Source organism: Amycolatopsis sp. lyj-112 (assembly GCF_046549055.1).
In the GTDB taxonomy this organism is placed as follows: domain Bacteria; phylum Actinomycetota; class Actinomycetes; order Mycobacteriales; family Pseudonocardiaceae; genus Amycolatopsis.
Window position 1 is genome coordinate 278,259 of the sequence record NZ_JAJPWS010000009.1, and the last position, 21,317, is coordinate 299,575.

General features: G+C 68.6%; 23 protein-coding genes and 2 tRNA genes. 10 read left to right on the forward strand and 15 right to left on the reverse strand.

Annotated elements, in window-relative coordinates; genetic code table 11:
- The first annotated feature begins 19 nt into the window (after positions 1-19).
- Positions 20-547 carry an EF-hand domain-containing protein gene (locus ACLJRL_RS28110; protein ID WP_410659299.1) on the forward strand — a complete coding sequence of 176 codons (528 nt, stop codon included), beginning with the start codon at positions 20-22 and terminating at the stop codon, positions 545-547.
- Positions 548-554: 7 nt separating this feature from the next.
- Here ACLJRL_RS28110 and ACLJRL_RS28115 read toward each other — a convergent pair whose 3' ends face one another.
- The 6 genes from ACLJRL_RS28115 to ACLJRL_RS28140 all read right to left on the reverse strand — a co-directional run bounded on the left by ACLJRL_RS28115 (position 555) and on the right by ACLJRL_RS28140 (position 4,838).
- Entirely contained in the window at positions 555-1,118 is a 564-nt protein-coding gene (locus ACLJRL_RS28115; protein WP_410659300.1) for a hypothetical protein, read from the reverse strand.
- A 44-nt stretch (positions 1,119-1,162) separates the two neighbouring features.
- Positions 1,163-3,352 (reverse strand): hypothetical protein, encoded by a 2,190-nt coding sequence (locus ACLJRL_RS28120; protein WP_410659301.1) that lies wholly within the window; start codon positions 3,350-3,352, stop codon positions 1,163-1,165.
- Between the two features lie 22 nt (positions 3,353-3,374).
- Positions 3,375-3,446: transfer RNA gene (locus ACLJRL_RS28125), tRNA-Lys, on the reverse strand.
- Positions 3,447-3,449: 3 nt separating this feature from the next.
- Positions 3,450-3,521 (reverse strand) — tRNA-Pro (locus tag ACLJRL_RS28130).
- 45 nt (positions 3,522-3,566) lie between these two features.
- Positions 3,567-4,409 (reverse strand): membrane protein insertase YidC, encoded by an 843-nt coding sequence (yidC, locus tag ACLJRL_RS28135; protein WP_410659302.1) that lies wholly within the window; start codon positions 4,407-4,409, stop codon positions 3,567-3,569.
- Positions 4,410-4,481: 72 nt separating this feature from the next.
- A complete protein-coding gene (locus ACLJRL_RS28140; RefSeq protein WP_410659303.1) occupies positions 4,482-4,838 on the reverse strand; it encodes a DUF6412 domain-containing protein in 357 nt (118 codons plus the stop codon).
- An 86-nt stretch (positions 4,839-4,924) separates the two neighbouring features.
- On the opposite strand from ACLJRL_RS28140, the gene ACLJRL_RS28145 reads away from it, so the two are divergent.
- Positions 4,925-6,544, forward strand: coding sequence for an ABC-F family ATP-binding cassette domain-containing protein (locus tag ACLJRL_RS28145; protein WP_410659304.1), 1,620 nt, complete (start codon positions 4,925-4,927; stop codon positions 6,542-6,544).
- A 29-nt stretch (positions 6,545-6,573) separates the two neighbouring features.
- Here the strand turns inward: ACLJRL_RS28145 and ACLJRL_RS28150 are convergent, their stop codons facing one another.
- Genes ACLJRL_RS28150 through ACLJRL_RS28165 form a run of 4 tightly spaced genes read right to left on the reverse strand, consistent with a single transcriptional unit; the run spans position 6,574 to position 8,950 of the window.
- Complete coding sequence (locus ACLJRL_RS28150) at positions 6,574-7,536, reverse strand: pyridoxal-phosphate dependent enzyme (protein WP_410659305.1); 963 nt, start codon at positions 7,534-7,536, stop codon at positions 6,574-6,576.
- The gene (locus tag ACLJRL_RS28155) at positions 7,533-8,177 is read right to left on the reverse strand and encodes a transcriptional regulator (protein WP_410659306.1); all 645 of its coding nucleotides are present in this window, start codon (positions 8,175-8,177) and stop codon (positions 7,533-7,535) included. Before ACLJRL_RS28155 ends, ACLJRL_RS28150 begins: the two co-directional genes overlap by 4 nt.
- Positions 8,170-8,523: a RidA family protein gene (locus tag ACLJRL_RS28160; RefSeq protein WP_410659307.1), complete on the reverse strand. Its 354-nt coding sequence runs from the start codon at positions 8,521-8,523 to the stop codon at positions 8,170-8,172. Before ACLJRL_RS28160 ends, ACLJRL_RS28155 begins: the two co-directional genes overlap by 8 nt.
- A 46-nt stretch (positions 8,524-8,569) precedes the next feature.
- Positions 8,570-8,950, reverse strand: coding sequence for a hypothetical protein (locus ACLJRL_RS28165; RefSeq protein WP_410659308.1), 381 nt, complete (start codon positions 8,948-8,950; stop codon positions 8,570-8,572).
- A gap of 117 nt (positions 8,951-9,067) precedes the next feature.
- On the opposite strand from ACLJRL_RS28165, the gene ACLJRL_RS28170 reads away from it, so the two are divergent.
- From ACLJRL_RS28170 to ACLJRL_RS28180, 3 genes are all read left to right on the forward strand, one after another.
- A complete protein-coding gene (locus tag ACLJRL_RS28170; protein ID WP_410659309.1) occupies positions 9,068-10,258 on the forward strand; it encodes an MFS transporter in 1,191 nt (396 codons plus the stop codon).
- The gene (locus ACLJRL_RS28175) at positions 10,255-10,671 is read left to right on the forward strand and encodes a Dabb family protein (protein WP_410659310.1); all 417 of its coding nucleotides are present in this window, start codon (positions 10,255-10,257) and stop codon (positions 10,669-10,671) included. Before ACLJRL_RS28170 ends, ACLJRL_RS28175 begins: the two co-directional genes overlap by 4 nt.
- 133 nt (positions 10,672-10,804) lie before the next feature.
- Positions 10,805-11,245: a hypothetical protein gene (locus tag ACLJRL_RS28180; protein WP_410659311.1), complete on the forward strand. Its 441-nt coding sequence runs from the start codon at positions 10,805-10,807 to the stop codon at positions 11,243-11,245.
- 65 nt (positions 11,246-11,310) lie between these two features.
- Here the strand turns inward: ACLJRL_RS28180 and ACLJRL_RS28185 are convergent, their stop codons facing one another.
- On the reverse strand, positions 11,311-11,781 hold the full coding sequence (locus tag ACLJRL_RS28185; protein ID WP_410659312.1) for a cupin domain-containing protein: 471 nt from the start codon (positions 11,779-11,781) through the stop codon (positions 11,311-11,313).
- A 207-nt stretch (positions 11,782-11,988) separates the two neighbouring features.
- Between ACLJRL_RS28185 and ACLJRL_RS28190 the strand changes: the two genes are divergently transcribed.
- Together ACLJRL_RS28190 and ACLJRL_RS28195 are read left to right on the forward strand one after the other, a co-directional pair.
- Positions 11,989-12,999 carry a YdcF family protein gene (locus ACLJRL_RS28190; RefSeq protein WP_410659313.1) on the forward strand — a complete coding sequence of 337 codons (1,011 nt, stop codon included), beginning with the start codon at positions 11,989-11,991 and terminating at the stop codon, positions 12,997-12,999.
- A 74-nt stretch (positions 13,000-13,073) separates the two neighbouring features.
- Positions 13,074-14,309: a serine/threonine-protein kinase gene (locus ACLJRL_RS28195; protein WP_410659314.1), complete on the forward strand. Its 1,236-nt coding sequence runs from the start codon at positions 13,074-13,076 to the stop codon at positions 14,307-14,309.
- 48 nt (positions 14,310-14,357) lie between these two features.
- On the opposite strand, the gene ACLJRL_RS28200 is transcribed toward ACLJRL_RS28195, so the two are convergent.
- Positions 14,358-14,942: a hypothetical protein gene (locus ACLJRL_RS28200; RefSeq protein WP_410659315.1), complete on the reverse strand. Its 585-nt coding sequence runs from the start codon at positions 14,940-14,942 to the stop codon at positions 14,358-14,360.
- A gap of 404 nt (positions 14,943-15,346) precedes the next feature.
- Between ACLJRL_RS28200 and ACLJRL_RS28205 the strand changes: the two genes are divergently transcribed.
- Positions 15,347-16,531, forward strand: a complete 1,185-nt coding sequence (locus ACLJRL_RS28205) for a DUF222 domain-containing protein (protein ID WP_410659358.1) — start codon at positions 15,347-15,349, stop codon at positions 16,529-16,531.
- A 198-nt stretch (positions 16,532-16,729) separates the two neighbouring features.
- Here the strand turns inward: ACLJRL_RS28205 and ACLJRL_RS28210 are convergent, their stop codons facing one another.
- Positions 16,730-16,936: a hypothetical protein gene (locus ACLJRL_RS28210; RefSeq protein WP_410659316.1), complete on the reverse strand. Its 207-nt coding sequence runs from the start codon at positions 16,934-16,936 to the stop codon at positions 16,730-16,732.
- A 22-nt stretch (positions 16,937-16,958) separates the two neighbouring features.
- Between ACLJRL_RS28210 and ACLJRL_RS28215 the strand changes: the two genes are divergently transcribed.
- Positions 16,959-17,786, forward strand: a complete 828-nt coding sequence (locus ACLJRL_RS28215) for a DUF2382 domain-containing protein (protein WP_410659317.1) — start codon at positions 16,959-16,961, stop codon at positions 17,784-17,786.
- A 52-nt stretch (positions 17,787-17,838) separates the two neighbouring features.
- Here the strand turns inward: ACLJRL_RS28215 and ACLJRL_RS28220 are convergent, their stop codons facing one another.
- Positions 17,839-19,533, reverse strand: coding sequence for a serine/threonine-protein kinase (locus ACLJRL_RS28220; RefSeq protein ID WP_410659318.1), 1,695 nt, complete (start codon positions 19,531-19,533; stop codon positions 17,839-17,841).
- A complete protein-coding gene (locus ACLJRL_RS28225) occupies positions 19,530-20,327 on the reverse strand; it encodes a hypothetical protein (protein WP_410659319.1) in 798 nt (265 codons plus the stop codon). Before ACLJRL_RS28225 ends, ACLJRL_RS28220 begins: the two co-directional genes overlap by 4 nt.
- A 328-nt stretch (positions 20,328-20,655) precedes the next feature.
- Here ACLJRL_RS28225 and ACLJRL_RS28230 point away from each other — a divergent pair, with 328 nt between their 5' ends.
- Positions 20,656-21,306 (forward strand): hypothetical protein, encoded by a 651-nt coding sequence (locus ACLJRL_RS28230; RefSeq protein ID WP_410659320.1) that lies wholly within the window; start codon positions 20,656-20,658, stop codon positions 21,304-21,306.
- The last annotated feature ends 11 nt before the right edge of the window (positions 21,307-21,317 follow it).

A 21,317-nucleotide genomic window follows, 5' to 3' on the forward strand; every position in this document is an offset into this window, starting at 1 on the left:
CGGTCCTATCGTCGGACGCATGTCAAGCGACCTGCAGCGACGGAAGATCTCGGGCGTCTTCGCCGCGATGGACGGCGACGGCGACGGATTCCTTGAGGAGCAGGACTTCCAGGCGCTGGCGGGCCGGTGGACGCGGCTGCGTGGTCCGGGCGACGAGCGGCGTCTGTCCGAGATCATGCTGGGCTGGTGGACGACGTTGCTGGCTGCCTCGGATCTCAACCGCGACAACAAGGTCACGCTCGACGAGGTCCTGCTGGTGGTCGACAGGCTGCCGGATATGCCCGAGGCCGTGACCGCGACGGCCGACGCGATGTTCGAAGCGATCGATGAAAACCGGGACGACCTCATCTCGGCGGCGGAGTACCGCCAGCTGATCGAAGCCTGGAACGGCCTGCCCACCGACACCGACGCCACGTTCCCGCTGCTGGACTCCGACGGCGACGGCAGGCTGTCCCGGGACGAGTTCAGGGTGCTGTGGCTGGAGTTCTGGGCGGGCGACGACGCCGAGGCACCCGGCACCCTCGTCTTCGGCCCGCTCGCCGCCTGACACCGGATCAGACGAGCTTGCAGGCCTCGGTGGCCTTCATCGCCTGATCCAATCCGGGGATCTTGCCGGTCTCGACAGCGGGCTCGCGCGTCGCCAGGTCGATCCCGCTCAGAGTGAGTGCCGACTGGGCGTACCTGACACCCCCGCGCGGGAGAATCGCGCGGTACTCGGTCACTTTTCCGTGCAGCTTCCGATAGAAGGCCAGGTCTTGGGAGGCCAGGGTGTTCGCCTCCTGGGCGGGCGGGGCGATCTTCGGCAGCTTCTCGAGTCCGGTGATCGCGGCCGTCAGCATCGTGCCCAGTGACCGCAGGGCGGTTTCCGCTTTCGGCAGGTCGGCCTCGGACTTGATGTCGTAGCCCTTGGGCATGGTGTAGACGACCAGCCGCAGATCCTTGACGGCGCCGCAGTAGGCACCGGCCCACGACACCAACGTCTGATCCGGCCCGGTCTGCGAAGGCGGGGGCGCCGCCGGTGCCGGCTCAGGCTCCGGCGGGGTCGAGCTGCACGCGGCGAGGACACAGGTGCCGAGGGCTGCGGCCGCACAGGCGCGCACGAGCAGGTGACTGGTCATCCGACGAGGGTAGAGCCGCCCGGTGGGACCGGTCCCCACCTCGGTCAGCCGAGCGCCCAGTGCCCGCCCACGCCCCACCCGAGCCAGCGTCGTCCCTTCTGGACAGTCCCGTCGGCACCGAACCGGTAGCCCGCCACGACGGCGGCGAGCCCGTCGACGGCCGCGCCGAGGTCTGTGCCGGTGAGCTGCGGGCGCAGCGTGTCGACCGTGGCCTGTTGGGTTTCGGTGTCGCAGAAGCTGAGGAAGAAGATCCCTTGCCGCCACGCGTAGGCCGCGTTCTTGACCGCCATCAGCGCGGCATGTGTGTCGGTGGTGGGCACGGACGCACGGCGCAACGCCCAGCTCAGCGACCTGGCCGCGAGGCCCGGCGCGATCGCGGTCAGCCGATCCCGCAGACCGAGCCCGTCGACCAGCACGGCCAGGTTGTGCGTGGTGACGATCTGGGCCTGTTCGAGGACCGTGCCGTTCACGGCCACGCCGGAACCGCGGCCACGGCGTGCTTCCGCCGCCCGCACCGCACAGACCTTGGCGAAGTCCTTCGCCGTCTTCCGGCCCCACCGGGTTCGGGTCTGTCCGGACCAGCTTTCGGGCAGGTCGTAGTACCGCGCGTACAGCGTGCCCGCCATGACGCGGCTCGCGATCACCGCGGCGTCGCGGAACTTCGTGGTGAAGGTGCCCATGAAGATGTCCGCCGCGATCTCCTCGACCAGCGGCAGGCTCAGCCCGGCCTGCTTGGCGAGTGCGCCGAATTCGCTCACCAGCGGGTTCGGCAGGATCGTGTGCGGGAAAGCGGTCAGCGCCAGCATCGTGGTCTGGGCGAGGGTCTGCCGCGCGGCGTCGGCGTTGTCCCGCCGGTGCGCGCGCAGGGGCTCCAGCGCCGCCACCCACGGCAGCTCGGTGAACCCGACCTGAGTCTCCAGATCGAGCAGCAACAGGCTGCGCCGACGACGGAAAGCCGCATACGTCCGGGCGTACAGCGCGGACAGCGCCGAGTCCTCGATGTTCGCCGCGAGGAGCGACGCGGTGATCTGCGGCAGCACCATGGCGAGCACCTCGCCGGAGGTGATCACGTCCCGCTCGACCAGTTCCTCGACGGGCGCCTCCAGCGCCCGCGTCACCTTCACGACAAGGCTTTCCGGAACTTGCCAGCCGTCGACGTCCATGGCCACCGGATCGATCGACGGCAGGCCGCTCTCCTCCGGATACGCGCCGAGACGGCCGACCATGACGCCGGCGATCTCGGCGCGAGCCGGTCGCGCCACGACGGAAAGCTCGGCCTCTCGCAAGGCTGTCCGCTGTTCGGAGCCGGGAGCACCGTGCTTGCCGATGGTGTTGGCGAGCGCGCGGCGCACCCAGCCGACGTCCCGTGCGGTCAGCGCGCGGCTGTCTGCCTCGCACTCGCTCAGCGCGGCTCGTAGCCGGGCGAAGTTGCCGCGCGGATGTGCTGTCACAGCAGCGGTTTCGGTGAGCAGCGCGGACCGGCGCTCGGCCCAGTCCGCGGGCCAGACGCGGCACGGCCAGCCGCCCGTGACGACGCCGTCGTCGTCGAGCCGGGGCAGATCGCCCTCGACCGTTTCACACCAGAGCGCGACGAGCCGGTCGTACAGCGGCCGCTCCCGCAGCCTGGTCCGCATCGTCGCGATGGCGGGCGGGGTGGTGACCGCGCGCAGGGTTTCCTTGACCTGTCCGACGGACGCGAGCTTCACGATGGAACCGGCGGGTGCGGGCGGCTCCCCGAAACGCGGTGTCATGCGCAGCCGGTGCATGAGTGGCCGCAGTTCGGCGACGAGGTCGAGCGCCGCGGCGTGGTGGTCGTGCGCGAGCAGCCAGACGACCGTCATGAGCGCGGCATGCTCCGGGATCGCGATCCGGTAGGTCCCGGCCGCGAGGGCGTCGAGCAGTACGGTCTGGCCCTCGTCGGAGAGGTAGTGCAGGTTCAACCGCTCCCGGTCGGTCGTGCCCGGCGCGTCGGCGGGCAAGGACCGCAGCACGTCGATCTCGTCGTGCCTCAAGGGCGCTTCCGCGAGGTAGCGGCCGCTGGCGAACCCGCCGTGCAGCACCTCGAGCGTCACCCATGCCGGGGTGTCGGCGACGGGGGTGCGAGAGCCGACGGTCAGCGTGCCGTCGGCGATCCCGTCGAGCACGGCACGCCAGGCATCGGCGCGCGCCGAATCGGCGCCGGCGTGCAACAGTGCGCGCCGCAACTGGCCGAACGCGTAGCCGAACTGGTTCACCGGTCTCCCCCTGTCTTTCGAGACCTGGAGGCGAGACTCGAACTCGCGCCCTCCCGGGTAAGAGCCGGGTGTTCTGCCGCTGAACTACTCCAGGGTGACATGGAGGCGGGAGTCGAACCCGCGCCCTCCCGGCCCCGAGCCGGGCGATCTGCCGCTGATCTACTCCATGATCACCACCGATGTTAGTCAGTCCAGGGTGGAACGGCATCCGAATTCATCGCTGTCGCCAGGGTTTCTGGCCCGGGCGCGGAGCCGCCACCTTGGGCGCGGCGATCGTCCTGGTCTCCTCTTCCCGGTCCACGACCTTGGTGAGGACGTGCTGCTGCCCCAGGGTCCATACGTTGGTGGCCAGGAAGTACAGCAGGACACCGATGGGCACCGGGAAGAAGAATCCCGAGACCAGCATGCCGATCGGGGCCAGGTACATCATCAGTTTGGCGATCCCCGCGGCCTGCGGGGCGGTCGCGGTCTGCCGGGTGAGGCCCGCGCGCATCGAGAGGAACGTGGCCAGGCCGGCGATCAGCATCAGCGGCACGCCGACCGCGATCATATGGGCGTGGTCCGTGCCGAACGCGGCCAGGTCCGCGGCCGATTGCGAAAGCCAGTTGCCGAGCTTCGCCCCGAACAGGTCCGCGTTCAGAAAGGACTGCACGCCCGCCTGATCGAAGACGTGATTCGACTGCGCGCCAGGGGTGAAATCGCGCAGCACCCAGTACAGCGACAGGAAGACCGGCAGCTGGATCAAGGCCGGGAGACAGCCGCCGAGCGGGCTGGAACCGTTGTCGGCGTGGAGTTTCTGGATCTCCTTCGCCATCCGCTGGCGATCTTTGCCGTACTTCTCCTTGATCTTCTGCATCTGCGGCGCGAGCGCCTGGGTGCGCCGTCCGGCCCGGAGCGCGCTGAGCGCCGGTTTGACCAGCAGGAGCCGGAGAGTGAAGACGAGGAACACGATGGCCAGCACCCAGGCGACGCCCGAATCGGGGCTCAACACGGCACCGAAGACCTTGTGCCAGAACCAGAGAATGGCCGAAACCGGGTACAGAAAGAAATCGAACATGAACGAGTCACTCCGTCATTCGAAGGTGAACAGGGCAGGAGCGACTGCCTCACCCTCGAACGAGGAGAAGTTTCAGGCAGCCGGGCTGCCGAGTGACGGGGCCCGGGGCCGGGTGCGGCCGCGCGCGTCGGGATCGCGCAGGCTCACGAACCACTGAGCGCGTTCACGCAGGCTGATCGCGCGGACCCGCATCGCGGCGGTGGCGGGTTCGAGCCGGAAGTGCACGGCCATCGCGAGCAGGATGACGGCGAGGGACGCGGTCAGCGTGGCGGCCAGGCCCAGTGGATTGGCGACAGCCACGGACGCTGTCAGCGCCGTGACCAGGCTCAGCGGGTTGACGCCGCTGACGACGGGAAGGACGACGAACAACTCCGGCAGGAACAGCGCAAGCATCAGCTTGAGCCGCATACCGGGGTAGGTCCGTTCCATATCGTCGAGACTACCGAATATCTCGGTTGCCGGTTTCGCGCCCGGCAAGGCACCCTGTCGGTGACGGGAACGGGAGTCAGGATCTCATGGGGCATGTGGAAGTCGCGCACGTCGAGTACTACCTGCCCGACGGGCGGATACTCCTGAACGACGTCTCGTTCCGGGTCGGTGAGGGCAGCGTCTGCGCCCTCGTCGGTGCCAACGGCGCGGGCAAGACGACGTTGCTGCGGATGATCTCGGGCGAGCTCAAACCCGACGACGGGTCGGTGACCATCAGCGGCGGGCTCGGGGTGATGCCCCAGTTCGTCGGGTCGGTGCGCGACGAACGGACCGTGCGGGACCTGCTCGTCTCGGTGTCCCCGGACGCGCTGCGCACCGCGGCCCGCGCCGTCGAGGACGCCGAACTCGCGTTGATGGAACGCGACGACGAGGCCGCCCAGATGGCCTACGCGCAGGCACTCAGTGACTGGGGCGACGCCCGCGGCTACGAAGCCGAAGTGATGTGGGACAAGTGCACGACGGCCGCGCTCAACCTGCCCTACGAAAAGGCGCGTTGGCGGGAAGTACGCACTCTGTCCGGCGGCGAACAGAAACGGCTGGTGCTGGAGGCGCTGCTGCTCGGCAGCGCAGGCGTTCTCCTGCTCGACGAGCCGGACAACTACCTCGACGTCCCCGGTAAGCAATGGCTTGAAGAGCGGCTGCGCGAGACCCAGAAGACCGTGCTGTTCGTTTCGCACGACCGGGAACTGCTGGCGCGGGCGGCGAAGAAGATCATCAGCGTCGAGCCCGGGGCCGCCGGCAGCGACGTCTGGGTGCACGGCGGCGGCTTCGACACCTACCCGCAGGCGCGCACAGAGCGTTTCGAGCGCTTCGAGGAACTGCGGCGCCGCTGGGACGAGAAGCACGCGCAGCTCAAGAAACTCGTGGCCGACATGCGTCAGTACGCCGCGCGCAGCGACGAGATGGCCTCCCGGTACCACGCCGCGCAGACGCGGCTGCGCAAGTTCGAGGAGGCCGGACAGCCCGCCGCTCCCCCGCGCGAGCAGAAGATCACTATGCGGCTGCGTGGCGGCCGGACCGGCGTCCGCGCCGTCACCTGCCAAGCGCTCGAACTCCGCGGCCTGATGAAGCCGTTCGACCTGGAGATCTTCTACGGCGAGCGCGTCGCCGTGCTCGGCTCGAACGGCTCCGGGAAGTCCCACTTCCTGCGCCTGCTGGCCGGCGAGGACGTCGCGCACGACGGGCTGTGGAAGCTCGGCGCCCGGGTCGTCCCGGGACATTTCGCGCAGACGCACGCCCACCCCGAACTGCTCGGGCACACGCTCGTCGACATCCTCTGGACCGACCACGCGCGGAGCCGCGGCCCGGCGATGAACCTCCTGCGCCGCTACGAACTCGACGGCCAAGCCGATCAGCGGTTCGAGAAGCTCTCCGGCGGCCAGCAGGCGCGGTTCCAGATCCTGCTCCTGGAGATCGGCGGCGCCACCATCCTGCTGCTCGACGAGCCGACCGACAACCTCGACCTCGCTTCGGCGGAAGCGCTGCAGCAGGCGTTGGAGGCCTACGAGGGAACCACGGTGGCCGTCACGCACGACCGCTGGTTCGCCCGCTCCTTCGACCGATACCTCGTCTTCGGCTCGGATGGCAAGGTTCGCGAGACGACCGAACCGGTCTGGGACGAGCGGCCGGTTCAGCGGGCCCGCTGAACCCCGCCATTAGAGGACTAATCGCGGAGTCACGGGGTCACGAGAAGCTCGGCGAAGCGTTCGGGGCTGATGTTGCCGCCGCTGATGATCACGCCCACCTTGCCCGGGGTGGCGACCTGCCCGCTGAGCAGCGCGGCGATCCCGGTCGCGCCGCTGGGCTCGACGACGAGCTTCAGGCGTTCGAACACGAACCGCATCGCCTCACGGATGGCGTCGTCGGTGACCACCGCGATCTCGTCGACGAGCTCGCGGTTGATCGAAAAGGTGAGTTCTCCGGGGATTTCGGCGGCCTGGCCGTCGGCGATGGTGCGGGGCACGGGGATCGAGACGCGTTCACCCGCCGCCAGTGATCGCTTGGTGTCGTCGCCTGCCTCGGGTTCGACACCGACGACGCGGATGCCGGGCTGCAGCGCCTTCGCGGCCGTGGAACTGCCCGCGATGAGGCCACCGCCGCCGACCGGGACCACCAGGGTGTCCAGCGAACCCGCTTCCTCCAGCAGTTCCAGCGCCGCGGTGCCTTGGCCGGCGATGACGTGCGGATGCTCGTAGGGCGGGATGAGCGCCAGGCCACGTTCGGCGGCCAACGCCTCTCCGATCGCGACGCGGTCGCCGGTGTACCGGTCGTAGGTGACGACTTCGGCGCCGTAGCCCTCGGTGGCGTCCTTTTTGGACTTCGGGGTGTCCTCCGGGACCAGGATCACCGCGCTGCTCCCGAGTTCTCGTGCGGCGAGCGCGACGGCCTGGGCGTGATTGCCCGACGAGTAGGCGGCGACGCCCTTGGCCAGCTGCTCCGGCGAGAGGCGGGAGACGGCGTTGTACGCGCCGCGGAACTTGAAGGCGCCGATGCGCTGAAGGTTCTCGCATTTGATCAGGACTTCGGCGCCGACGAGGTCGTCGAGGGTACGGGAACGCACCACCGGGGTCCGGTGCGCGACTCCGGCCAGGCGGGTGGCGGCGTCGCGGATGTCGTCGAAGGTCACGGCGGGGGTCATGAGGCTCCTTGGGCGCGGATGTCGGAGAGGTAGTTGTAGGCGGAGGCGCGGGAAATGCCGATCCGGGCCGCGACCTGCGGCACGGCCCGCCGCACGGCGAAGACGCCGCGGGCGTGCAGGCTGCGGAACAGGTCGAGCCGCTCGTCGCGGCTGAGCGCGGCCCAGGGTTTGTTCAGCTTGAGCTGGTGTTCGTCGACGATCGCGTCGATGACGGCGTCGATGTCGTCGCCGAAGGTGGTGGTCGGTGTCTCGGCCGTCGTGCCGACGTCGGCCAGTTCACCGACCAGCGTCCGCAGCTGGCCCAGCGCGGTGACGTCGAGGTTCACGCACAGGGCGCCGAACACCGAGCCGCCGCTGTCGCGCACCAGCATCGTCGAGGACTTCACCAGTTTCCCGGAAGCCGTGCGGGTGACGTAGTTCAGCTGGTCCTCGGCGTCGTCGCCCCGGGCGAGCAGGCCCATGCCGATCTCGCTCATCGACCCGCCCACGGTCCGTTCGGTGACCGCTCCGGCGATCGCGACCACCGACCGGTCCGGCTGCCGGAAGTCGTGCACGACGACCTCGCAGAACGAGCCGAGGGTCGCGGCGATACCGTCGGCCACCGGGGCGAGCGCGGCGAGGATCGCGTCCTGCTCAGACATCACGCACTCGAGCGAGGGCCTCGACCTCGACGACACCGCCGTAGGGCAGGGACGCCGCCCCGATACAGCTGCGAGCGGGCCGGGACTCGGCGAAGAACCCCTCATAGACGGCGTTGAGGGCGGAGCGGTCGGTGATATCGGTCAGGTAGGCCACGACCTTCACCACGTCGGTCCGGCTCGCTCCCACCGACTCGAGCGCGGCGTCGAGGTTGGCGAAGGCCTGCGCGCATTCGGCGTCGAAACCTCCCGGCACCAGCTCGCCGGTCTCGGTCACGCCGAGCCGCCCGGACACGGAGACCAGGTCGCCACTGCGGAAGGCGGCGGGGTAAGGGTGCTCGCTCGTCATGGACTCACTGTATATCGATTAGACGAAACGTCCAAAATGGCGTGCGTCACTCCCTCAGCCACTGTCCCGCCGCCTGCCAGAGGAGCCGCTGGTCGGGCTCGCCGGAATGCCACGTTGTCGCGCGAGCGGCGCCGAGGCGCCGGTACTTGCGCATGATCGCGACGTGCGCAGGCAGCCCGACGAAGCCACGCATGCTTTCGCGATCGCGCCAGACCGAGACCGAGCCCAGCCGGCGGCGCGACGGTTCGGCCCACAGCCACAGGCCCACCGCGCCCGCCAGTCGCGGCCATTCACGGCTGAGCGCGAAACCCGCCCGATAGGCGCCCGGGGTATGCCGGAAGTCGTCGAGGGTGAACTCGGTGACGCTGACCAGCACTTCTCCGGCGAAGCCCGCATCCGGGCCGAGGATCCACTTGCTCCTGAACACGCCTGCCCCTGTCAGCATTGATCGCACATCGCGATGATAAGCACATGTATATCATTATCGGCGATTAGGTGATTCCCACCGACGCGAAGCAGGGGATGCGGCTGCGAGCTTGGTGTCATGACGAGCCGAGCTGAGACCAGGGCGCCGACACGCGCGGCCCGCGGCACGGTGCTGGCCGCCGCGACCTTGACCATCATGGCGGCGGCGATCATCGCGCCCAGCCTGCCGGCGATGCGGGAGGTCTTCTCCGGAACACCCGGCGCGGACCTCCTCGTCCGGCTCGCGCTGACCGTGACCTCGCTCGCGATCGCGATCAGCGCGCCGCTGTCCGGGATCATCGCCGACCGCGTCGGACGTCGGCCGCTCCTGGTGGCGAGTCTCGTGCTCTACGCCGTTACCGGCACCGCGGGGTTCTTCCTCGACGACCTGTATCCGCTGCTGGTCTCCCGGGCCGGGCTCGGGCTGGCGGTGGGCGGCATCATGACCGCGGTCAGCACCCTGATCACCGACTGGTTCGAGGGACCCGGCCGCGCGTCGTTCTTGGGGCTACAGCAGGCGTTCGCGAGCCTGGGCGGTGTCGTCTTCCTGCCGCTGGCCGGGATTCTGGCCACGGTGAGCTGGCAGGCGCCGTTCTGGATCTACTCGGTTTCGGCCGTCATCGCGATCGCGGCGATCCTCGTCCTGCGGGAACCGCCGCGGACCAGCCCGGCCGCGATGACCGGCGGGCCGGGAGGCGGACCGCCTGGACGCATCATCGGTGTGTACGTGCTGGCGCTCGTCGCGACACTGGTGTTCTACATGGCGCCGACCCAGCTGCCGTTCCTGCTGGAGGGCTTCGGAAGCGGGCCCGCCCTGATCGGCGCCGTCGTCGCCGGAAGCACGCTGACCAGTGTCGCCGGGGCGCTGGCCTTTCCCCGACTGCGCAAGCGGCTGAGTCCCACCGCGATCACCACGATCAGCGTCGCGCTGCTCGGCACGGGCTGGCTGCTGGTCGGCACGGCGGGCACCGTCGTCCAGGTCGTGGCCGGGCTTCTCGTCGGCGGCGCCGGTGTCGGCTTCGTCGTGCCCAACCTCAACCTGCGCCTGGCCGAGTCCGCCCCGCCCGCCCGGCGCGGCCGGGTGCTCAGCGGCCTGGTCACCGGGATCTTCCTGGGCCAGTTCCTCTCCCCGCTGGTCGTCCAGCCCCTCGTCCGAACCCTCGGGATCCCCGGCACCTTCACCTGGTCCGGCGTCGCGATGGGAGCCGGCGCTGTCGTCGCCGCAGTTGTCCATCAAGCAAGGAAAACCAACCGGAAGGAAGCACGATGATCTACCACGGCAACCGTTTCACCCTGAAGCCCGACGCCTCCCCCGAGCAGATCGAAGAGGCCTTGGAGAGCCTGCGCAACCAGGGCCGCGTCATCCCGTCGGTGAAGTCCTTCGTCGTCGGCCGCGACTTCGGTGGCGAGTACGAATGGGGCGCCGTCTTCGTGATCGAGGACCTCGAAGGCTACTGGGAGTACCTCATCCACCCCGCGCACCGCGACACCGACCGGGTCGGGCTGCCGCTGGTCGACAAGTTCGCGTCCTTCGACATCACCGACGACGAGGACCCGGAGATGGCCGCGAAAATCGCCGAACTCCACCAGCGCCGCTACGACAACGACCCCGAACTGACCAAGCTGGTGTCCGACCTCGGCGAGTACACCGGAAGTGCCGCGCCCGGAAAGCACGGCGAGTGATCATGTCCACAGCACCGTCCACATCGGACTGATAGTCGACGTTGGCCATCCGGCCGACTCCACCCTGGCACCGGAAGCCGATCGGCCGATCACAGACGACGCCGGGCGCCCGAGAATCAACACTGTGAAGATCATGAAATCGAGTACGGCACTGGCGATCGGCGGCATGGTGGCGGTGACCGCGCTGAGTGGCTGCGGGCTCGCCGAATCGATGGCCGTATCGTCGAACGGGCACGCGCAACCGGTCAACTATTCCAGTGGCACCGAGGGAAAGACGAACGCGGACGCCCGGCTGCCGGACTGGGTCCCGGATCAGGCCACCGGGATCGCCGAGATCGTCCGGACCACCGGCACGGAACGAATCCTCCGTTTCTCGAGCGCCGGCTCGAAGCTGCCGGCGCTCTGCGTGCCGGGCGCCGCGTCCACCAAGGCGGCGACCTTGACCGCCGACTGGTGGCCGAAGGGCAAGGAGAGCAGGACGACGCAGATCTGCGGCGGCGACTGGCACACTCTCGCGGAGGGCGACGTCGTCTACGCCTACAAGCCGGAAACGGTGGCCAACGCCGACAAGTGAGGCCGCTGGGGAGAACCCGGGCGAACTTCGCCCGGGTCTTCCCCGGATCAGCCTGCCGCAAATCTTCAGGCCGTGAGTTCGGTCATCCCGGGCGGCCCGAGCAGGACGTCGCCGAGTTCGGCGGCGACACGCGCGAAAAGCTCGGCGTCGATCTCGGTGTCCGGGCCCACGAGCTCGGCTGGTGTCGCGACCCGGGCGATGAGCTCGGCGAAACCGGCGGGCGAAGTCGTGTTGAGGGCGCGGACGCCGTCAGGACCGGCATGGATGGCGTGCACCACGTTCCGCTGGATGAGGGCGTATTCACCGGGGCCGAGCGTCTTCGGATCGCCGTCCAGCCAGACGGTGAGCGAACCCTCGAGGACGTACACACGCTCCTCGTATCTCGTGTGCTTGTGCAGCGGCGTCATGGACCCCGCCGACTGGACGGCTTCGGTGATATCGTGCCTGCCGTCGGTCTCGGCGGCGTTCGCGAGAATGGTGAATTCCTCGTGAGGCCCCAGAAAGAACTTTCCGCGGACAGCGCGGGGGTCGGTCATCAGGTCCTCCATCGAGTGAGCATCGGCACCGGATTCGATCACCTCTCCGTTTATATCGTGTCGACGTCCGATATACACTTCCGGCCGAAATTCCCCCTGATGTGCAAGGAAAAAGCGACACGCCGACCCGGAACCGGACCGACACCGCCCCGCGTGTTCTAATTCCGCCGCACCGCGTTTCGGCGACTGGAGAAGGCTGGGGATCTCGTGAAGGCCGCTGCAGTCCCGTTCGCCATCGCGGCCCTGTGCTGTGCGGCGTTCCTGGTGAGTTTCCTGCGCGACCGCCGTCGGCTGCGCAACGGCTTCTACCTGTTCTTCGCGCTCTTGTTCCTCGGGGTGACCTTGCTCGCCTTGCTGGCCTCGGTGTCACCCGAGGCGGCGGGCGCGATCGCGGTGGGGGTCATCCTGCTGATCGTGCCGACCGTCCTGGCGCTGACGGTGTTCCTGATCTGCAACGGGATCACCATGATCCGCCGCGAGGGGCGCAGCCCGGCCAACGTGCTTTCGCTGCTGACCGGGCTCGGGATCTGCGCGCTCATCGTGTTCAACGCGACGGTCACTCAAATCGCCTGGCTGCCGCTCGACGTCCTGCGCGGCAGTCTCAACGGCATCATCGTCTACGTATCGTTCCTCTTTGTCTGCTTTCTTCTCTACTCGGTCGTCTACGGCCGGATCCGGATGGTGAAGGGCGCGGACTTCGTCGTGGTGCTGGGTTCGGGCCTGACCGACGGCCACAAGGTGCCGCCACTGCTGGCCGGACGCCTGAAGCGGGCCAAACGTGTCGTGGACGCCGAGGCCCGCCGGGGCCGGGAACCCCTGATCGTCACCTCGGGCGGGCAAGGCCCAGACGAGGACCTGCCGGAAGCCGAAGCCATGGCCGAGTACCTCGTCACGGCCGGGATACCGCGCGAGCGGATCCTGGTGGAGGACCGGTCCCGGACGACGCTCGAGAACCTCACCTTCAGCGCGGACATCATGCGGGAGCACCGAGCGGATTACCGGTGCACCGTGGTGACGAACAATTTCCACGTGCTCCGCGCCGCGCTCATCACCCGGCGGGCCAAGGTGAACGGCCAGGTCATCGGCTCGCCGACGGCCTGGTACTTCTGGCCCAGCGCCACTCTCCGCGAGTTCGTGGCCATCCTGGTCGACCACAAGATCAAGAATCTGGTCATCTGCGGGCTGATCGTCGCCTCGCAGGTCACGCGAGCCTTGTGACTCCGTGTCATCCGTTTGTCATGGTCCCGGACTTAGCCTTCCGTGACCGGACTTCAGGATTCTAGGAGAACACTGTGACGGAGTTGGCGAACGCCGAGGCGGGCCCACGCACGATCGGCGGCCGCTACACCCTGCTCGAAGAGCTGGGACGCGGCGGGTCGGCGGTGGTGTGGCGTGGTGACGACACGCTGATCGGCCGTCAGGTCGCGGTCAAGGAGTTACTGCTCTCGCCGGCGCTCGCCGAACGTGTTCTGCACGAAGCCCGCACCGCGGGTGCGCTGAACCATCCTTCGGTGGTGACCGTCCACGACGTCGTCGTGGAGAACGGGGGGTCGTTCATCGTGATGGAACTGGTGGAGGCGCCGACACTGGAGGACCTGGTGTCGTCGGGTCCGCTGTCCGCACAGGTGGTGGCCGACATCGGCAGGCAGGTGCTAGGGGCGCTCGCCGTCGCGCACGCGGCGGGGATCGTGCACCGCGACGTGAAGCCCGCGAACATCATGGTGCGTCCCGACGGCCAGGCGAAGCTGACCGATTTCGGGATCGCGCGGACGGCCACCGACTCACCCGCTTACCTTGCCCCTGAAAGGATCAGCGGCCACGAGGCCACTCCGACGGCCGATCTCTGGTCGCTCGGCGCGGCCCTGCTCACCGCGAGCGAGGGCGGGAATCCGTTTCAGCGCGAGAACACCGCGGCCACGCTGTACGCGGTGGTCAATGAGGCACCGCGGATGAGCCGGACGCAGGGCCCGCTGGCGGAGGTCATCGGTGGCCTGCTGGCGAAATCGCCCCAGGCCCGGCTGATCCCGGACCAGGCGATCCCGCTTCTGACGTTCGCCGCGAGCAATGCCGGAGCCCTTGCGGAAAGCGCACCCTCTACCCCGTGGACGGCGCCCGCCCGTCCGGCGAGTACGCCTTCCGTACCAGCGGTCCTGGCGAGTGTGGCGGCGATGTTGTTCGGCTTCCTCCTGCTCGCCGACGCGATGATGATCCACCAGGCGTATTTCCTGTTCGACATCCTCTATCCGCCGCTTCTGCTCGGGCGCCTCAGCGTCGTTTTCGGCGGAGTGGCCGCGCTGATCGGCGGCGTTCTGCTGCTCGCCCGGCTCCGTGCGGGGCAGATCACGATCTCCGTCAGCGCCGGGCTGACACTCCTCACCGTGCTGCTGCTCACCCTGCCCGACGAGGAACGGGAGTACCTGGGCCTCCCGTTGCAACCGGGCTTCGCCCTCGACCTGCTCGCACTCGCCTTCGCCGCGGTTCTGGCGGCGGCCGTCTGGCTCATTCCGGTGCGGCGCGCGAAGCGATAGAAAGCTCCGGAAGTCCGGTACGAGGGCCCTCGTACCGGACTCACCGGGTCAGTAACTGCACTGGATGATCGCGTCGTCCAAGCGGACGTACTTCGCCGGGCCACCGTTGTTGCCGTAGATCGGCTGCAGGTAGACCGTCGCGATCCCGTTCAGGTTGAGATTGAAGAGCGGAACCAGCTTGTAGCCCGCCGCGTCGTCGATCCACACGACGTTGCTGGCGATCCTCCGCCAGCCGTTGGGGTCCCAGATCTCAAGCCCGACCTGCGCTCCGCCCCCGACCGGATCCGCGTAGATGGCGGCGGCACAGTTCGACCTGTTCGACGGAAAACTGCTGAGCGATTTGGGAGTCCTCATCGCCGACCAGCCGTGGTCCGCGAAGAGCCAGCCATTGTTGTGGCTCCCGTTGCGCGCCACTCCCATGCCGATGTCGACCCAGGAGTGCCCGTCCCCGCCCTGAATCCCCCGCTCCCAGGTGCCGAACGGGTTCGACTCGTAGCCGTCACTCCAGGACACGATCCCGGCATGCGCCGTTCCCGTGACACCCAGAATCGTCGCCATGAACACGGAAACGACCGCGAACGTCCTGCGGAACCGTTGCCCGGCCCGGGTTCTCTCGCCGGAAACCTCGATCACGTGACCATCCCCCTCCGGATGATGAGTTGAATCTTCGCAAAAGGGGATCAAATTCCGGGCGGGCGCACAATGTACGTTCGCGCGCATCATCGACCGCCCGAAAGGGCCTGGGTTTGCTGTGCCTCCCGCACTGGCTGGGTTTGCCGGATTTCGGCAACGGGCTTCAGCCTCGTCGCCTCGGCGGAGGTCGTGGCCACGCGACTACCTCAGGCTGACGCCAGATACTTGACCTGGCTGCGATGGCGGGAATCCTTACCTGCCAAGATTCACTGGCGTATTGCCGAATTTCGGTAACGGGTTCCGAGCACCCGAAATTGTCGGTGGCCGGCTGTAGGTTTGATCTTGTGGACACACACCGATCCGCCCCCGTGGCGCTACTCGAAGACCTCACCCATCCGAGTCTCCTGGAGGACATCAACGCATCTCTGAATTCGTTGGACGACAACGATTCCGTCGCCGTCGCTGTCGCGGCGTCCGCTGGGATCGCGCGTCTGGAAGCGGTCCGGTTCCGCGCGATAGCGCAGCTGAGCCGACACCGCGACGGCGTGGGCAGTGTCGTCCAGGAAGTCGCGTTCGCACTGTCCGTTGTGGACGGTCACGCCACCGGCCTGGTCACAACCGCCCAAGCCCTCACCACCCGACTGCCCCGCACCCTGAACCTGATGGACCAAGGCCTCGTCAGCGGCTTCGGCGCCACCAAAGTCGCCACCGCCACCGCCTGGCTGTCCGACGACGACGCTCGGGCCGCCGACGCGCTGCTCGAAGACCGGTTGCCGGACAAGAACACCGACCAGATCCGCAAAGCCGCCAACCACGCCGCCATGACCACCGACCCCGACGGCGCCACCAGACGAAGCGAGCACAGCCGCGCGGGCCGACGCCTCGTCGCACGCCAAGGCGACACCGGAGTCGCGTCGATCGAGATCGAAGACGGCCCCGCCGAGAAAGTCAACGCCGCGTATCTCCGGATCAACCGGGAAGCCCACGCCCTCAAGACCTCCGAAGAGACCCGCACCCTCGACCAGCTCCGCGCCGACGTCGCGCTTGACCTCCTGCTCAGCGGACAAGGCGGCGCCAATGAACGGGCGGAGGTGTTCCTTTATCTGGACCTCAACACCTACTTTGGCTTGAACGACGACCCGGCTGAGATGGCCGGGCACGGTCACATTCCGGCAGCGCTCGCCCGGCATATCGCCTCCGGGCCGAACACGGTGCTGCGCCGGATCATCACCGATCCACTGTCCGGCCAGGTCAAGGATTTGGGCCGGGATCGGTACCGGCCGACGGCCGGTACCGACGAGTTCGTCCGGGTGCGGGACCGTGAATGCCGAAGACCCGGCTGCCACAGACCCGCCCAAACCTGCGACATCGACCACTCCGTGCCGTGGCAGTTCCACGGCAACACCGACGCCGGCGACCTCATCGCCTTCTGCCGCCGCGACCACCGCCTCAAAGACGCACCGGGCTGGAACTACCAGCTCACACCCGACGGAACACTGACCATCACCACACCCACCGGGCAGACCCACACCAGCACGCCTCCGCCACTCCACGAACCCCGCGACACTGACGAACTACCACCCTTCTGACCCGTCACCGAGATACGGCCACGCCGCAGGCGGCGGAGGCGAGCCAGCGCGATCATGCGGCACTAGGCCAGATCGTCAGGCCGCGTCCGCAATTTGGCGGCGGCTACCAGGCCATAGCCGACGCTGCGGCGCCAGGGGCAAGCCCGGCTGTCTGCTGCAGCGGCGACTCCAGCCGTCCCGGCAACAACATGACGCCGCTCACGAGGTCCACACCTTCGCACCAACCTCCCGCCCGCCGATCACCCCGTGAAACCCGCGGAACCCGGCCTTCACCTGTGCCGCCGCATCGGTCCTAGCCAGCGGATCCGGCTTCAAACCCGCACTTTCGACGGTCACCCACAGGAACATCACGACGGTTGCCGTGATCAACAGAGCGGCCGACGGTGGGCTGATCAGCACGAACACGATTCGGGAGGAGCAAGAACCGATGGCTCAGACCATGCAGCCGCAGGAACTCATCGACAGTGCGGTGGTCGACCCGGCCGGCACCAAGCTCGGGAAGGTCGGCACGGTTTACCTTGCCGACACGACGCACCAGCCGGAGTGGATCACCGTCAAGACGGGCCTGTTCGGCACCAAGGAAAGCTTCGTCCCGCTCTCCGGCGCGCACCGGGACAAGGACGGTCTCCACGTCCGCGTCGACAAGGACGCCGTCTCCGACGCGCCGCGCATCGAGGCCGATGGTCACCTGTCGGTCGAGGAGAGCCAGCAGCTCTACCGTCACTACGGGCTGCCGATGCCGCGGACCTCGCCGGACGGCCGGATGGACGACCGGGCGCAGGGTAAGGGCGCTCCCGGGATGGGCGCGGCGGGCACCGGCAAGGGAGACGGCCGCGGGCGGTCCGAAAAGGACAGTGCCGGTCGTGACCAGAGCGGCAAGAACACCGACCACACGATGACGCGGTCCGAGGAGCGGCTCAACGTCGGGACCGAGCAGGTCGAGACCGGGCACGTCCGGCTGCGCAAGTACGTCGTCACCGAAGAGCAGCAGGTGACCGTGCCGGTGAGCCACGAAGAGGTGCGCATCGAACGCGAACCGATCACGAAGGCCGGCGGTGAGAAGGTCGAGATCGGCGAGGACGAGCAGGAAGTCGTTCTGCACGCCGAGAAGCCGGTCGTGAACAAGGAGACCGTGGCCGTCGAGCGGGCCCGGCTCAAGACCGAGACCGTCACCGAGGATCAGACGATCTCCGGTCAGGTCCGCAAGGAACAGTTCGAGGTCACGGACGACGACGGTAAGCACCGCAAGTCCTGATACCCCGCGAAACCGGGGGCGGCCGTCGGCGACGGCCGCCCCCGGGGAGCGGTTATCGCGTTTTCGGACGCCGGCTCCGTGCCGCCGCGACGACGAATCCCGCGGCCACCGCACCGGCGACCGCGCATCCGGCGCCGAACAGCGGCGCCGGTTCGTGAACCCGCAGGACCGAGACGCACAGCCAGGCCGCGGCGCCGAACAGCAGGCCGAGCACGGGCCCGGCGACGAGAGCACTTCGCCGGCGATGGCCGTTGCGTATCGTCCGCAGCCCGGATTCCAAGTACGCCAAGGCGAACAGCGCCAGGATCAGGCTGCCCGCGCCGAGCGCACTCGCGAGCGGATGCTGCCGGGTGAGCAACGTGAACGTCTGAGGCCGCCCGTCGGTCAGCACCGTGGCGGTCACCGCTCCCCCGACGATCCACCGGGTCAGCCCGGGAAACGTCAGGTCGGCTCGAAAGCCGCCGTCGCGGTCGGCTTTCGGTGCCGCCGTGGCGGATCCGAGCGGGATCCCCGCGGCCGACAGGTCGAGGCTCAGCCGCCGCGGAGTGCCTTCACCGGTCACTGCAAAGGTCTTGCTGAGGTCCGCTTCCACCGGCGCGGTGACGGCCACGCCGTCGAGTTTCAGCGTCGTGGCCTCGTGCGGGATCCGCTCCGGCGTGAGCAGCGCGATCACCACGAGCACGATGAGCGCGAACGCCGCGCCGAGCCTGAGCCAGAGCACCGAACCGGACTTCTCGGCGGGCAGCGGCCGAGGTCTCGCCCGGGTCGCCGACAGCGTCGGATCCGGCGCTTGAGGACGTCGGACGGGCTGGGTGGCGGCGTCGCCGATCGGTGCCGCCGTCGAGGTGCTGAGCGCGGAGATGACCCTGGGCGTGAGATGGCGGACAGGCACCCGGGACCGTTCCAGCCAGCCGTGCCCGTAGACGGCGGTGGCGGCCGCGGCGAGATCGGCCGCGAAGGTCTCCGCCTCGCGGTAACGGGAGTCGAGTTCGCGGGCGAGGCTGCGCATGACGACGCCGGCGATCGGGATCGGCACGCCCGAGATCGGCCGCGGGTCGGTGAACATGTGCTGGCGCATCATGCTGATCGCGCCCCGCGTGTTGTCGAACGGCAACTGCCCGGAGAGCAGTTCGTAGAGCACGGTGCCCGCCGAGTAGACGTCCGCGGCCGGGCTCAACGCGTTGCCCATCGCCTGCTCCGGCGCGATGTAGGCGGGCGTGCCGAGGACTTCCCCGCCGTGCGTGACGAGCGTGGCGCCTTCGCTGATCACCTTCGCGATGCCGAAGTCGGCCACCTTCATCACGCCCTGGGTGGTGAAGAGCAGGTTCTTCGGCTTGACGTCCAGGTGCAGCACACCCGCTTCGTGCGCCGCGTGGAGTGCGGCGAGCATCGCCAGCGCGATCGCGCAGGCCTGCTCGCCGCTGACTCCCCCGTCGTGGAAGCGGCTGTACACGGTGCCGCCATCGAGGCGCTCCATCACCATCAGATGCTCGCGGCCGGTGCGCACGTAGTCGTAGACGGGCACGATATGCGGGTGGTCGAGGCTGGCCAGCACGCGCGCTTCACGGTCGAAGAGCTCGCTGCTCACCGCGTGGTTCAGCACGTCCCACGGGAGTTGTTTGATGGCGACGTCGCGGCCCAGCGACCGGTGGACGCCGGCGAACACGACCCCCATCCCGCCCTGGCCGATCGCGGGCCCGATCTCGTACTGCGGCAGCGCGGCGACGACCTCGGCGGGCGCGCTCATCGGTTGAACCCCCCGGTGGTCGAGTCCTCAGTGGTGTCAGGGAATCGGACCGTCTCGTCGTCCAAGGGCACGGCGACCGACGGGTTCGGGGTGAGGTAGCCGAGGAGGAACGCGATACCGGCCGCGCCGAGCACCACCGGGATCTCGATCGCCGGTTCCGGCGGGACCAGCCGCAGCACCGACAGCGAGACGACCGCGACCAGCCCGGTGCCGAATCCGGCGGGCAGGAACCGGAGCCCGCGGCGCCCGCGGTTGGCGGGCAGGCGGTGTCGGGCGAGCGCCAGCAGGGCACTCAGCCAGGCCAGCACGGTGAGCACGAGCATCGCGAGGCCGAAACCGCCGTAGACCGACCAGAAGGATCCGCGGACGTCGGCGACCGTGGTCGCCTCGCCGACGCTCACGCGCTGGGCGTCGAGCAGTTCCACCGTCGACGGGAGCAGCCCGATCGCCTGTCCGGAGAGGTCGGCCAGGTCCAGCATGAAGGTCCTGGTGACGCGGCTGTGCGCGGGCACTTCGAAGGGGGCCGTGGTGTCGTAGGCGAAGAAGGTCAACGCGAGCGCCTCGCCGGAGAACCGCATGCTGCGGATCTTGACCGGGGTCCCGCCGCTGTTGGTCGCCCTGATTCCGACTTCGATCGGCTTGGCCGGGTCGATCCTGATCGTGGTGTTGCCGATCGGCCTGCCGTCGATCGTGACCGCCAGCTCGAGTTCGCCGTCGGCGGCACTCGCGGGTGGCGCGCCCAGGAGAACCGCACACAGACCCAACGCAACCCCTGCCGCGATGACACGTCCCATTTTGCGTATCCCCTATTTGCGTTATCCGACTGGTCCGGAATGCTACAGCGAGTACTTACCGGAGAGGGACGTCCCAATGCGTATCGTGGTTCGGCTGGTTTTCGGCATCGTGACCGGACTGCTGCTTTTAGTTGCCCTGGTGGGAGCGGGTAACGCGCAACAGTCCCCCTATCAGTCCACAGTTGGTTTGAAACCTTCGAATGGTCCCGCCGGGAGTTCTTTTACCATTTCCTGGAATTTCTACCCGTGCAAAGGCCCGGTTTCTTTCACCTGGCAAGGAGGAGCGCCGCTCGCGTCGGCCGACACCGGCAAGGTGGCGAGCGGACAGGTGGGGGCGAAGGTGCCGAGCAGCGCGACGCCGAACAGCTACACCGTCACCGGCAACTGCACGAACGCGCGCACCGGCGGCCCGCTGACCGGGACCGGGACCTTCCGCGTGACCGGGACGGTACCTACCACCCCGACGACCAAAGTGCCCCCGCCGACGAAGCCCCCGGTGATCACGCCGACCGGGCCGGGGACGACCACCACACCGGCCACGACCACGCCGCCACCCACGACGACCACCACCACGATCCCGCCGCCCACCACGGAAACCACCCCGCCGGCGACCGACGTCCCCTCGACGACCAGCACCGCACCGGGGCTCGACGACCTGGTGCTCGACCGGCCGAGCGTGCAGCCCGGCGACGAACTGTCCGCGACCGGCAAGGGCTGCGAGCCGGGCCGCTCCGTGACCCTGACGTCGAACGGCGACCGGGTCGGCAGCGCTTACGCCGACGGCACCGGGGCCTTCACCGCGGCGGTCGAGTTCACCCGGATCGAGGCGGGCAAGCACACCGTCGTCGCGGACTGCGGCGTGCGGTTGACCGGGGCCGTCGAGCAGGTCGTGACCAGTTCGTCCGGTGGCCACAGCGGCACCCTGGTCGTGCTGGTGTTCTTCGTCCTGGCCGGGATCACCGTGCTGCGCTTCCCTTGAGACACGGCGGA